This is a genomic window from Sphingomonas aestuarii (genome assembly GCF_054457155.1).
Genome location: NZ_JBTKVV010000001.1, coordinates 433386 through 445381, shown reverse-complemented (window position 1 = coordinate 445381; position 11996 = coordinate 433386). Strand labels below are relative to the sequence as shown.

The 11996-nt window shown below is 65.1% G+C and carries 12 protein-coding genes; 6 read left to right on the top strand and 6 right to left on the bottom strand.

Annotated elements, in window-relative coordinates; translation table 11 throughout:
* Positions 1–41: 41 nt before the first annotated feature.
* Complete coding sequence (ndk, locus tag ACX0GZ_RS02295; RefSeq protein ID WP_458812928.1) at positions 42–464, top strand: nucleoside-diphosphate kinase; 423 nt, start codon at positions 42–44, stop codon at positions 462–464.
* A 139-nt stretch (positions 465–603) separates the two neighbouring features.
* Here the strand turns inward: ndk and ACX0GZ_RS02290 are convergent, their stop codons facing one another.
* Genes ACX0GZ_RS02290 through purM form a run of 4 tightly spaced genes read right to left on the bottom strand, consistent with a single transcriptional unit; the run spans position 604 to position 2783 of the window.
* Entirely contained in the window at positions 604–981 is a 378-nt protein-coding gene (locus ACX0GZ_RS02290) for an MmcQ/YjbR family DNA-binding protein (protein ID WP_458812926.1), read from the bottom strand.
* The gene (gene purN / locus ACX0GZ_RS02285; RefSeq protein WP_458813296.1) at positions 978–1499 is read right to left on the bottom strand and encodes a phosphoribosylglycinamide formyltransferase; all 522 of its coding nucleotides are present in this window, start codon (positions 1497–1499) and stop codon (positions 978–980) included. The genes ACX0GZ_RS02290 and purN overlap by 4 nt, the downstream gene beginning before the upstream one ends.
* A 35-nt stretch (positions 1500–1534) precedes the next feature.
* Positions 1535–1672 (bottom strand): hypothetical protein, encoded by a 138-nt coding sequence (locus ACX0GZ_RS02280; RefSeq protein WP_458812924.1) that lies wholly within the window; start codon positions 1670–1672, stop codon positions 1535–1537.
* Positions 1665–2783, bottom strand: coding sequence for a phosphoribosylformylglycinamidine cyclo-ligase (purM, locus tag ACX0GZ_RS02275; protein ID WP_458812922.1), 1119 nt, complete (start codon positions 2781–2783; stop codon positions 1665–1667). The genes ACX0GZ_RS02280 and purM overlap by 8 nt, the downstream gene beginning before the upstream one ends.
* A 65-nt stretch (positions 2784–2848) precedes the next feature.
* On the opposite strand from purM, the gene ACX0GZ_RS02270 reads away from it, so the two are divergent.
* Genes ACX0GZ_RS02270 through ACX0GZ_RS02255 form a run of 4 tightly spaced genes read left to right on the top strand, consistent with a single transcriptional unit; the run spans position 2849 to position 8389 of the window.
* Positions 2849–4102: a heavy-metal-associated domain-containing protein gene (locus ACX0GZ_RS02270; protein ID WP_458812920.1), complete on the top strand. Its 1254-nt coding sequence runs from the start codon at positions 2849–2851 to the stop codon at positions 4100–4102.
* Positions 4099–4713, top strand: a complete 615-nt coding sequence (locus tag ACX0GZ_RS02265; protein WP_458812918.1) for a P-loop NTPase family protein — start codon at positions 4099–4101, stop codon at positions 4711–4713. Before ACX0GZ_RS02270 ends, ACX0GZ_RS02265 begins: the two co-directional genes overlap by 4 nt.
* Positions 4710–6896 carry an RNA degradosome polyphosphate kinase gene (locus ACX0GZ_RS02260; protein ID WP_458812916.1) on the top strand — a complete coding sequence of 729 codons (2187 nt, stop codon included), beginning with the start codon at positions 4710–4712 and terminating at the stop codon, positions 6894–6896. Before ACX0GZ_RS02265 ends, ACX0GZ_RS02260 begins: the two co-directional genes overlap by 4 nt.
* Complete coding sequence (locus ACX0GZ_RS02255) at positions 6896–8389, top strand: Ppx/GppA phosphatase family protein (RefSeq protein ID WP_458812914.1); 1494 nt, start codon at positions 6896–6898, stop codon at positions 8387–8389. The genes ACX0GZ_RS02260 and ACX0GZ_RS02255 overlap by 1 nt, the downstream gene beginning before the upstream one ends.
* Before the next feature lie 91 nt (positions 8390–8480).
* On the opposite strand, the gene ACX0GZ_RS02250 is transcribed toward ACX0GZ_RS02255, so the two are convergent.
* Entirely contained in the window at positions 8481–8783 is a 303-nt protein-coding gene (locus ACX0GZ_RS02250) for an I78 family peptidase inhibitor (protein WP_458812912.1), read from the bottom strand.
* Entirely contained in the window at positions 8780–9955 is a 1176-nt protein-coding gene (gene rnd / locus ACX0GZ_RS02245; RefSeq protein WP_458812910.1) for a ribonuclease D, read from the bottom strand. The genes ACX0GZ_RS02250 and rnd overlap by 4 nt, the downstream gene beginning before the upstream one ends.
* Positions 9956–10125: 170 nt before the next feature.
* Between rnd and aspS the strand changes: the two genes are divergently transcribed.
* A complete protein-coding gene (gene aspS, locus ACX0GZ_RS02240) occupies positions 10126–11952 on the top strand; it encodes an aspartate--tRNA ligase (protein ID WP_458812908.1) in 1827 nt (608 codons plus the stop codon).
* Positions 11953–11996 lie beyond the last annotated feature (44 nt).

The window sequence follows — 11996 nt, the reverse complement described above, 5'->3', positions numbered from 1 at the left end:
GCGCCACTTTCCCAACCCCTATTTCAGGAGCTGCGACCGACATGGCCGCCACCCGTACCTTTTCGATCATCAAGCCCGATGCCACCCGCCGCAACCTGACCGGTGCGGTCACCAAAATGCTCGAGGAAGCCGGCCTGCGCGTCGTCGCGTCCAAGCGTATCCAGATGACCAAGGAACAGGCCGAAGGCTTCTATGCGGTCCACAAGGAGCGCCCGTTCTTCAACGACCTGGTGTCGTTCATGATTTCGGGGCCGGTCGTCGTGCAGGTGCTGGAAGGCGAAAACGCCGTGCAGCGCAACCGCGACATCATGGGCGCGACCAACCCTGAAAACGCAGATGCCGGCACGATCCGCAAGGAACTGGCCGAATCGATCGAAGCCAATTCGGTCCACGGTTCGGATTCGGAAGAGAATGCGAAGATCGAGATCGATTACTTCTTCAAGCCCGAAGAAATCGTCGGCTGAACCTGATTAACCCCTCCCCCATCGGGGGAGGGGGACCATCCGCAGGATGGTGGAGGGGGAAAGCCGCGAGCGCAGCGATGCGTGGCGCCCCCTCCGTCAGTCGCATTCGCGACTGCCACCTCCCCCGATGGGGGAGGAATTATCTGCCGCCCGCCTCCAGCAAGCGGCGCGGCGCGACCAGTTCCCAGCTGATCGCCACGCGGTCGCCGATATGATCCCAGTCGGTATCCGGCCCGCCCACGCGGATCGCGACCCAGCCCGATGGGCCGAGATAGGGCGGCTTGTAATAAAGATCGGGGTCGCGTTCGATCAGCATCGCCTGTTCCTCGACGCCGCTGGTCTTTACCAGCACCGCGGTTTCGCCGTTCGCATGGCGATCGTGGCTGAAATAGGCGAAGGCCTTGCCCTTTTCGATGTAGAACATCGGCGCGCCGTGCGAGATTTTCTCCGCTGTCTCGGGCAGCGCGAGCGCGATGGCGCGCAATTTGGCGATATCGGCTTCGGGGTCTGGACTCATCGCTGCACGAACTCCGCAAGGGTCTTGGGATAGAGGCGATGTTCCTCCACCAGCACGCGGGCGGCAAGGCTTTCCGGCGTGTCGCCCGGCAAAATCGGCACGCGTGCCTGACCCAGTACCTCGCCGCCATCGAGTTCCTCGGTCACGAGATGGACCGAACAGCCTGCCTCTGCGTCACCTGCTTCGATCGCGCGCGCGTGCGTGTCCAGGCCCTTGTATTTGGGGAGCAGCGAGGGATGGATGTTGACGATCCGCCCGCGCCATTTTCCGACGAAATCGTCGGAGAGCAGGCGCATGTAGCCGGCGAGGGCGATCAGCTCGACGCCTGCCTCTCGGAGCGCGCGGTCGATTTCGGCTTCGTAGGCTGGTTTGCCGATGCCCTTGGGCGATAGCGCGAAGGTCGAGATACTGTGGTCGCGCGCGAAGGTTAGGCCGGGGGCGTCCGGCTTGTCGGATGCGACCACAGCGATCTCATAGGGGCAGATGGGATCGCGGGAAGCCTCCACCAGCGCCATCATGTTGGAGCCGCGACCTGAGATCAGGATGCCGACTTTTACGCGATCCGCCACACATCATCCGTTCGTTCGGACCATACCCCTCCGGTCGTTTCGAGCGAAGTCGAAAAACGCTCGCGCGCGCCCGGCTCACGTTTCTCGACTTCGCTCGAAACGAACGGGGTGGGGTTATGCATGGTGCGTGGCGGTCCAGTCGGCGGCGCTCGCGAAAGAACCAGCCGGTCCGCGAACCGTGCAGCCCTTCTCTCCGGCCTCGACTTGGCCGATGCGGAACACGCGTTCGCCCGCTGCTTCCAGAGCCTGCGTCACGCCCGCAACCACGTCCTCGGCCAGCACCACGACCATGCCGATCCCGCAGTTGAAGGTGCGCGCCATTTCCTCGGGCACGATCGCGCCTTCGGATTGCAGGAAGCCCATCAGCGCGGGCAATTCCCACGTCCCGGCGTCGACCACCGCGTGGCATCCGGCGGGCATCACGCGGGGGATATTCTCCAGCAGACCGCCGCCGGTGATGTGCGCCAGTGCGTGGATGCGACCGGCCTGCACCAGCGGCAGCAGCGCCTTCACGTAAATCCGCGTCGGCGCCATCAGCGCATCGAGCAGGCTTTGCGAGCCGTCGAAGGGGGCAGGGGCGTCCAGCGCCCAGCCCTTGTCTGCCGCCAGCCGACGAACCAGCGAGAAGCCGTTGGAATGGACGCCGTTCGACGCCAGACCGAGGATCACGTCGCCAGCGGCTACCTTGTCTCCGGTGAGCAACCGGTCGCGTTCGACCGCGCCGACGCAGAAGCCCGCCAAGTCGTAATCCGCATCGGCGTACATGCCGGGCATCTCCGCCGTCTCGCCACCGATCAGCGCGCAGCCCGCCTGGCGACACCCTTCCGCGATTCCCGCGATCACGCGCGTCGCGACCGCGTTGTCGAGCTTTCCGCTGGCGTAATAATCGAGGAAGAACAGCGGCTCGGCCGCCTGGACGATCAGGTCGTTGGCGCACATGGCGACCAGATCGATGCCCACCCCGTCATGCGCGTCATGTTCGATCGCCAGTTTCAGCTTGGTGCCGACGCCGTCATTGGCCGCGACCAGCAGCGGATCGCTGTATCCGGCGGCTTTCGGATCGAACACGCCGCCGAACCCGCCCAGATCGGCATCTGCGCCCGGACGCCGCGTGGACCGCGCCAATGGCCCGATCGCACGGACCAATGCGTTGCCCGCATCGATCGAAACACCCGCCTGGGCATAGGTGTAGGGGCCGGACTGTGGGGCTGAACCCTTCGCTTCGTCGCTCATGGCCATGCGCGTTAGCCACATCGTGCTTGGATTTCCACTCACACCGCGTCAAAAGGGCGGCGCACATGGCCAGTCGTAACATTTTCCGCATCGCCGCTTCCCTGTCCGCGCTCGCGCTGGTCGCGACCGGCACGGCCGTTGTCGCGCAGATGGACGAAGCAGGCGACCGCGTCGATTCGTCGGGCAGCTTCGAGGTCACCGGCATCGTCGTCGATGTGCGCGGCGAAACCGCGGATCAGGCGCGCCAGAATGGCTGGCGGCTGGCGCAGCGCAAGGGCTGGCAGCAATTGTCGCAGCGGCTGCGCGGCAGCCCGTCGTCGCTGCCCGATTCGGCATTGAATGGCCTCGTCACCGGCATCGTCGTCGAAAACGAACAGATCGGCCCGAACCGCTACGTGGCGCGGCTGGGCGTCAATTTCAGCCGCGCGCGCGCCGGGCAGCTTCTGGGCGTTGCCGTGACCGTGCCGCGCTCGCCGCCGATGCTGGTCGTGCCGGTGCAGATTTCGGGCGGCGCGGCGACCGTTTACGAGCGCGATACCGAATGGAATCAGGCGTGGAATCGCTATCGCACCGCGGGCTCCACGATCGATTATGTCCGGCTGACCGGCACCGGCCCCGATGCGCTGTTGCTCAATCAGGGGCAGACCGGGCGGCGCGGGCGCGGATGGTGGCGGCAGATCCTGAACCAATATGGCGCGCGCGACATGGTGATCCCGCAGGTGGAGCTGTATCGCCAATGGCCTGGCGGTCCGGTGGTGGGCGTGTTCACCGCCGGATACGGCCCCGACAATATCGAGCTGGAGCGCTTCTCGCTGCGCGTTCGCGACGCCGACGGCATCCCTGCGCTGCTCGACGAAGGCATACGCCGTATCGACGCGGCCTATCAGCGCGGCCTCGCGAGCGGCATCCTCCGTCCCGACGCGCTGCTCAGCTTCGTGCCGCCGTCCGAACAGCCCGAGGAGGTCGTGCCCGTCGAACTTCCCACCGAAGACGTGCCGGTCGCGGTTACGCCAAGCCCGACGACCACGCCGGGACAAAGCTTTGCGATCCAGTATGACAGCCCCGGCGTCGGCGCGGTGTCGTCGTCCGAAGCGGCGCTGCGCGCGATCCCCGGCGTGTCGGCGGCCAATACCAGCAGCCTGGCGCTGGGCGGCGTGTCGGTGATGAGCGTGACCTATTCGGGATCGTTGTCGGCGCTGCGCCAACAGCTTGAGGCGCGCGGCTGGCAGGTTCAGGAAGGGCCGGGGACGCTGCGCATCCGCCGCGCCGCTGCGGCTCCCGCCGCGCCGGCGGAGGACACGGAGCCCAACGGCGAATGACCCAATTCGACCTGCCGCTCGGCTGGCCGGAAGAATTGGGCGACGACGATTTTCTGGTGTCCTCCGCCAATGCGCAGGCGGTCCAGCAACTGGAGCGCTGGGCAACCTGGCCGGTCATGGCCGCGCTGATCGTCGGTCCGCGCAAATCGGGACGCACGTTGCTGGCGCGCGTCTTCTCGGCCAAGACCCGCGCCGCGATCATCGACAATGCCGAAAGCGTCGCCGAAGCCGAGATATTCCACGCGTGGAACCAGGCGCAGGCGCTGCACAAGCCGCTGGTGATCGTCGCGGACGCTGCCCCGCCCGAATGGCCGGTGCGGCTGCCCGATCTCCGGTCGCGGCTGGGGGCGACGCCCGTGCTTCGGATCGACCTTCCCGACGATGTGTTGGTGCATGACCTGCTCGCACATTTGCTCGAGCGTCGCCGACTGGATGCGCGACCAGAGGTCATCCGCTGGCTCGCGCGAAGGATCGAGCGCAGCTATGTCGCGATCCTGATGGTGGTCGAGGCTTTGGAACAGGAAAGCTGGCGCAGGGGTTCGGGTCGATTGTCGATTCCCGTCGCAAAAGCCACATTAATGGCACACAAGCTGCTTATCGAGGTTCCATGACCACCCGACCCGCCGCCAATCTGAACGACGAAGACGACGATCCTTTCGTATCCAACAGCGGCTCGGTGCGGCTGTTCAACCGCGAATTGTCGTGGCTGGCCTTCAACCGCCGGGTGCTGGAAGAGGCGTGCAACGCCGCGCATCCCCTGTTGGAGCGCGTGCGCTTCCTGTCGATTTCGGCGTCTAACCTCGACGAATTTTTCATGGTGCGCGTTGCCGGGCTGAAGGGGCAGCAGCTCCAGGATGTCGAGCAGCGCTCGTCGGACGGGCTGACCCCCGGCCAGCAGCTTGCGGCCATCGTGCGCGAAGCAGCCGCGCTGGTCGACGATCAGCAGGCGGTGTGGAACGATCTGCGCCGCGAACTCGCCGCCGAACGGATCGAGGTGCTGGTCGAAAGCGACATCACCGGCGAGATCGAGGACTGGCTGTCGCAATATTTCCGCGAGCAGCTTTATCCCGTGCTCACCCCCCAGGCGCTCGACCCCGCGCATCCGTTTCCGTTCATCCCCAACCGGGGGTTGAGCGTCATCTTCGATCTGGTGCGCGAATCGGACGGCGAGCGCATTCGCGAGCTGGTGTTGCTGCCGCCGTCCTTGCCGCGGTTCGTGCGGATGCCCGGCGAACCCGCACGCTATGTCGCGGTCGAACGGCTGATCGAGCGATTCTCGGCGATCCTGTTCCCTGGCTACCGCGTGCGCGGCGCATCGGCATTCCGGGTGCTGCGCGACAGCGATATCGAGATCGAGGAGGAGGCCGAGGATCTCGTCCTCTATTTCCGCTCGGCGATCAAACGCCGCCGCCGGGGCCGGGTCATCCGCATGGAAGTTGAGGACGACATCTTCGCCGAACTGGAAGCGGTATTGCAGGAGGAACTGGGCGGCGGCGACGCGGTGCTGTCCGAACGAGGCGGACTGATCGGGATCGCGGACCTGGCGTTCATGGTCGAAGAGGATCGACCCGACCTGAAATTCACCTCGTTTAGCCCGCGTTTCCCGGAGCGGGTTCGCGAATATGGCGGCGATTGCTTCGCAGCGATCCGCGCCAAGGACATCGTCGTTCATCATCCGTATGAGACGTTCGACGTCGTGCTGGCGTTTCTGAAGCAGGCCGCCGCCGACCCCGATGTGGTCGCGATCAAACAGACGCTATACCGCGCCGGCAAGCAGTCCGCCGTCGTCAATGCGCTGATCGCCGCGGCCGAGGCGGGCAAGTCGGTGACTGCGGTGGTCGAGCTGAAGGCGCGGTTCGACGAGGAGCAGAATCTGCTCTGGGCCTCCGCGCTGGAGCGGGCGGGCGTGCAGGTCGTCTATGGCTTCATCGACTGGAAGACGCACGCCAAGGTATCGATGGTGGTGCGTCGCGAAGGCGGCCAGTACCGCACCTACTGCCACTTCGGGACCGGCAATTACCATCCGGTCACCGCACGCATCTATACCGACCTCAGCTTCTTCACCGCCGACCCGCGGCTGGGGCGCGATGCGGCACAGCTGTTCAATTACATCACCGGCTATGTTCAGCCCGAGGCGCTGGAACTGCTCTCGCTCTCACCGCGCGACCTGCGTGATGACATTCTGAAGTCGATCGATGCGGAAATGGCGCATGCCAAGGCCGGTCGACCGGCTGCGGTCTGGGCGAAGATGAATTCGCTGGTCGATCCGGCACTGATCGAAAAGCTTTACGAGGCAAGCGAAGCGGGTGTCGAGGTCGAGCTGATCATTCGCGGCATCTGTTGTCTGCGCCCCGGTATTCCGGGCATGTCGGAGAATATCCGCGTCAAGTCGGTCGTCGGGCGGTTTCTGGAGCACAGTCGCATCTGGTGCTTCGGCAATGGCAAGGCGCTGCCCAATGACGGCGCGCACGTCTTCATCTCGTCTGCGGACTGGATGCCGCGCAACCTGGACCGGCGGGTCGAATATATGCTGCCGATCCTGAACCCGACGGTACATGACCAGATTCTGGATCAGGTCATGGTCGCCAATCTGATCGACAGCGAACAAAGCTGGGAATTGCAGCCGGACGGCAGCTACACCCGGATCGAGCCGGGATCGAACCCGTTCAACCTGCACCGCTATTTCATGACCAATCCGTCGCTGTCCGGGCGCGGTGCGGCGCTCGAATCGCGCGAATCGATGCCGCAGAAACTGTCGCTGCGCAGGCGACGCGCGATCCACCGCGAACCCTGATGGCAACGCGCCTGTTCAAGCGCCGGCCCGAGGCGACGCCAGCGGGCAAAAACCGCAGCGCGATCATCGATATCGGGTCGAACTCGATCCGGCTGGTCGTCTATGAAGGCCCGCGTCGCCTGCCCGCGCCGCTGTTCAACGAAAAGGTGCTGGCGGGGCTCGGCAAGTCGCTGGCGAAAAACGGCAGCATCGATCCCGAAGCGCTGGCCGTCGCGCGCACCGCGCTGGCCCGCTTCGCGCTGCTCGCGCGCGAGATGGAGGTGAGCGAGCTGCGCACCGTCGCCACCGCAGCCGTCCGCGATGCGTCGAACGGGCACGAACTGATCGAAACGGCACGGCTGCTGGGCCTCGACGTCGAACTATTGTCGGGCGAGGACGAGGCGATCGGCGCAGGGCTGGGCGTGCTGTCCGCCATTCCCGATGCCGACGGCATCGTCGGCGATCTGGGCGGCGGGAGCCTGGAACTGGTGCGGGTGAAGGGCGGCGAGGTGCTCGACCGCGCATCCTTTCCCTTGGGCGTGCTGCGCATCCCGCAGATGCGCGGCGCGGGCAAGGCGACGTTCGAACGCCGCGTGGCCAAGCTGATCCGCGATGCCGGATGGAGCGGACGCGGCAAGGGCCTGCCGCTGTACATGGTCGGCGGCTCGTGGCGCGCGCTTGCGCGGCTGGAAATGCATTTGTCGGGTTATCCGCTGCCGGTCATTCATGCCTATCCGATGGACCCCGCCGCCGTGTCGCGCATCGCGCGCAGCGTCGGGCGCATGTCGCGCGGTCGGCTGAAGGCGGTGCCCAATCTGTCGGGCGGGCGTATCCCGACTTTGGTCGATGCATCGGCGCTGCTGTCGATCCTCCTGCGGCAACTCGGCTGTTCGACCACCATCGCATCGGCTTACGGCTTGCGCGAAGGGCTGCTCTACGAACGCCTGTCGGCGGAGGAACGCGCGCTCGACCCGCTGATCGAGGCGGCGCGCGACGAGGGCGCGCGACTGGGCCGGTTCACCGAACATGGCGACCTGATCGCGCGCTGGATCGCGCCGTTGTTCGACGATCCGCCAGGGGACGAGCGGCTGCGCCACGCGGCCTGCCTGCTCGCCGATGTCGGGTGGCAGGCCAATCCCGAATTTCGCGACGAACGGGGGCGGGAGATTGCGCTCCACGGCAACTGGGTGGCGATCGACGCGCGCGGGCGGGCGATGGTGGCGCAGGCGCTGCACACGGCGCTGGGCGGCGACATGGATGCGCCCGAACCGCTGACCGCGCTGGCCGACTGGAGCGAACTGGCGCGCGCCGCGCAGTGGGGACTGGCGATCCGGCTGGGCCAACGACTTAGCGGTGGCGTTGCCGGACCGCTCAAGCGGTCGAGCGTAGGGATCGAAGGCGAGGGACTCGCGCTGAACCTGGAGCCGCGCGACGCCGCGCTGTACGGCGAAGCGGTGGCCAAGCGGCACAAGACGCTGGCGGGCGCGATGGGGTTGAAGCCGGAGCGGGCGTGACCCAATCGTCATTCCGGCGAAAGCCGGGATATCATGCGTTTGCGCGATACGGCCTGATATCCCAGCTTTCACTGGGATAGCGGACAGGGGCTTAGCCGCAGCGCGTCGCGGTCACGACATTGCGCTCCGTCACCTCGATGTTCAGGCGGTCGGTACGATAATCCATCGTCACCGGCTGCCCCGGCTTGATGACGCGGGTGGTGCGGGCGCCGGCGCGCTTCTGTGCATCGGCGACCAGCGTATCGGTCGCGGTCTTGCCGATGATGTCGGACAGCTTCGACGCATCGCAGTCACCCGCGCCCATCACGGGGGTTTCGTCGACGGGCGGCACCTGTGCACAGGCGACGAGCGGCAGGGCGACCATTGCCGACAGGGCGGGGGCTAGGCGGATCATGCGGTTTCCTCCGTTCGGGTCATCTTCAACTTGCCGTCCAGCACCGCGAACGCCATGCGCCCTTCGACCAGGGCCAATGCGTCGCGTCCGAACTGTTCGTAGCGCCAACCCTCAAGGATGGGCATTTGATCCCTGACGCCCGCCGCCAGCGCTTCCAGATCGTCGGTGCGTGCCAGCAGTTTAGACGCGACGTTGATTTCCTTGGCACGGATTTTCAGCAGCAATTTCAACAGATCGGCGACCAGCGCGCCGTCCTTGCCCAGCGACGGCTTGCGTTCGTCGCGGCCCGGCATTTCCGACGACGGCATTGGCGTCGCCGCCTCCAGGGCGGCCATCATCCGGCCGCCGATATCGTTCCCCGCCCAGGCTGCGGACAGCCCGCGTACCTTGGACAAGTCGCTCTGCTTTTTGGGCGGGTGCGACGCGATATCGGCCAGCGTTTCGTCCTTGACGATGCGCCCGCGCGGCAGATTCTTGTTCTGCGCCTCCAGTTCGCGCCAGCGGGCAAGCGATTTCAGCCGACCCAGCACGTCGGCCTTGCGGCTGTTGATGCGGATGCGCTGCCATACCTGATCGAGATCGACGCGGTAATTGTCGGCATTGCCGATCCGCTCCATCTCCTCGTTCAGCCACAGCCCGCGCCCGGTCTTGCGGAGCTTTTCAAGCATCCGCGGGAAAATCGTCGCCAGATGAGTGACATCGGTGATGGCGTAATCGATCTGACGCGTGTCGAGCGGACGCCGCGACCAGTCGGTAAAGCGCGCGCCCTTGTCGACCGCGATCCCCAGATAGCTCTCGACGAGGTTTGAATAACCGACCTGTTCGCCCTGACCCAGCGCCATCGCCGCGATCTGGGTATCGAACATCGGGTGCGGCGTCTTGCCGGTCAGATTATAGATGATCTCCAGATCCTGCCCGCCGGCGTGGATGACCTTCAGCACATCCTCATTCTCGGTCAGCAGATCGAGCAGGGGTTTCAGGTCGATGCCCGGTGCCATCGGGTCGATCGCGGCGGCTTCGTGCGCGTCGGCAATCTGGATCAGGCAGAGTTCGGGATAATAGCTGTTCTCGCGCATGAATTCGGTGTCGACCGTGACGAAATCGGCGGTGGACAGGCGGGCGCACAACTCGGCGAGGCTTTTCGAGTCCTCGATCAGCGGATGAATCTTCATCGCGCCCCCATAACGCGCCCGCGCGCCTTGACAAAGCGCTCCGTGACGCGGATTCGCGCGGGCCTGAATTTAAGGCGTCATTCCCGCGTAGGCGGGAATCCATATTCTCTGACGTTCGAGGTTATGGATCCCCGCCTCTGCGGGGATGACGACGTTATAGGGATACGAGAATGCACGCCTATCGCACCCACAACTGCGCCGCGCTTCGCGAAAGCGATGTCGGCAACACCGTCCGCGTATCGGGCTGGGTGCATAAAAAGCGCGACCATGGCGACCTGGTCTTCATCGACCTGCGCGACCATTATGGCATCACCCAGATCGTCACCGAAGTCGACGGCCCGGTGTTCAAGGTGATCGAATCGTTGCGTAACGAATCGGTCGTGACGATCACCGGCAAGGTCGTCGCGCGATCGGCGGAGGCGAAGAACGCCAATTTGCCGACCGGCGACGTCGAAATCCGCGCGCTGGAGGCGACCGTGCAAAGCATGGCGGGCGACTTGCCGTTGCCCGTCGCGGCCGAGGCCGACTACCCCGAGGATGTGCGTCTGCGTTACCGTTTCGTCGATCTCCGACGCGAGCGCATCCACCAGAACATCATGCTGCGCTCCAACGTGATCGCGAGCTTGCGTCGCCGGATGAACGATCAGGGCTTCACCGAATTCCAGACCCCGATCCTGACCGCGAGCAGCCCTGAGGGCGCGCGCGACTATCTGGTCCCCAGCCGCGTCCATCCCGGCAAATTCTACGCGCTGCCGCAGGCGCCTCAGATGTTCAAGCAGCTGCTGATGGTCGCGGGTTTCGACAAATATTTCCAGATCGCGCCCTGTTTCCGCGACGAGGATGCGCGCGCCGATCGGTCGCCGGGTGAGTTTTATCAGCTCGATTTCGAAATGAGCTTCGTCACCCAGGAGGACGTGTTCCAGGCGATCGAGCCGGTGCTGCACGGCGTGTTCGAGGAGTTCGCCGACTGGCAGGGTCGCGGGCGTCAGGTGTCGCCGCTGCCGTTCAAGCGCATCCCCTACCGCGAATCGATGCTGAAATACGGGTCGGACAAGCCCGACCTTCGCAACCCGATCCTGATTTCGGACGTGAGCGAGCATTTCCGGGGTTCGGGCTTCGGCCTGTTCGACCGCATTGTCGAAGGCGGCGGCGTGGTCCGCGCGATCCCCGCGCCCAAGACCGCGGAAAAGAGCCGCAAATTCTTCGACGAAATGAACGACTGGGCACGCGGCGAAGGCCATGCGGGACTGGGCTACATCACCCAGAAGGGCGGCGAACTGGGCGGCCCGATCGCCAAGAACCACGGCGAGGAAGCGACCCGCAAGCTGATCGCCGAACTCGGCCTTGGTCCGGACGATGGTATCTTCTTCGCGGCGGGCAAGGAACTGGCGGCAGCCAAGCTGGCGGGCGCGGCGCGTACGCGGGTCGGGGAGCAACTCGGCCTGATCGACGAGAACCGCTTCGAGTTCTGCTGGATCGTCGATTTCCCGATGTTCGAATATGACGAGGACGCCAAGAAGATCGATTTCAGCCACAATCCCTTCTCGATGCCGCAGGGCGAGATGGACGCGCTGGAAACGAAGGACCCGCTCGATATTCTCGCCTATCAATACGACATCGTCTGCAACGGCGTCGAGCTGTCGTCGGGCGCGATCCGAAACCACAAGCCCGAGATCATGTACAAGGCGTTCGAGATCGCCGGCTATTCGCAGGCCGACGTCGACGAGAATTTCGCCGGCATGATCAACGCGTTTAAATGCGGCGCGCCGCCGCATGGCGGCTCGGCCCCCGGCATCGACCGGATGGTCATGCTGCTGGCGGGCGAACCCAATATCCGCGAGGTCGTGCTGTTCCCGATGAACCAGAAGGCCGAAGACCTGATGATGGGCGCGCCATCGACCGTGTCGATGAAGCAGCTTCGCGAATTGTCGATCCGCATCATCGACGGGCCGGGAATGACGAAGGAAGCGCCAGCGCAGGTGGCCGCGCCGGAGTAACCACGCGCCCACACCCGTCGTCCCGGACTTGTTCCGGGGTCCAC

Coding starts and splice junctions, on each gene's coding strand:
- ACX0GZ_RS02280 (WP_458812924.1), bottom strand. CDS start 1,672: ATGCATAACCCCACCCCGTTCGTTTCGAGCGAAGTCGAGAAACGTGAG.
- ACX0GZ_RS02265 (WP_458812918.1), top strand. CDS start 4,099: ATGACCCAATTCGACCTGCCGCTCGGCTGGCCGGAAGAATTGGGCGAC.
- ACX0GZ_RS02290 (WP_458812926.1), bottom strand. CDS start 981: ATGAGTCCAGACCCCGAAGCCGATATCGCCAAATTGCGCGCCATCGCG.
- aspS (WP_458812908.1), top strand. CDS start 10,126: ATGCACGCCTATCGCACCCACAACTGCGCCGCGCTTCGCGAAAGCGAT.
- ACX0GZ_RS02260 (WP_458812916.1), top strand. CDS start 4,710: ATGACCACCCGACCCGCCGCCAATCTGAACGACGAAGACGACGATCCT.
- rnd (WP_458812910.1), bottom strand. CDS start 9,955: ATGAAGATTCATCCGCTGATCGAGGACTCGAAAAGCCTCGCCGAGTTG.
- purM (WP_458812922.1), bottom strand. CDS start 2,783: ATGAGCGACGAAGCGAAGGGTTCAGCCCCACAGTCCGGCCCCTACACC.
- purN (WP_458813296.1), bottom strand. CDS start 1,499: ATGATGGCGCTGGTGGAGGCTTCCCGCGATCCCATCTGCCCCTATGAG.
- ndk (WP_458812928.1), top strand. CDS start 42: ATGGCCGCCACCCGTACCTTTTCGATCATCAAGCCCGATGCCACCCGC.
- ACX0GZ_RS02255 (WP_458812914.1), top strand. CDS start 6,896: ATGGCAACGCGCCTGTTCAAGCGCCGGCCCGAGGCGACGCCAGCGGGC.
- ACX0GZ_RS02250 (WP_458812912.1), bottom strand. CDS start 8,783: ATGATCCGCCTAGCCCCCGCCCTGTCGGCAATGGTCGCCCTGCCGCTC.
- ACX0GZ_RS02270 (WP_458812920.1), top strand. CDS start 2,849: ATGGCCAGTCGTAACATTTTCCGCATCGCCGCTTCCCTGTCCGCGCTC.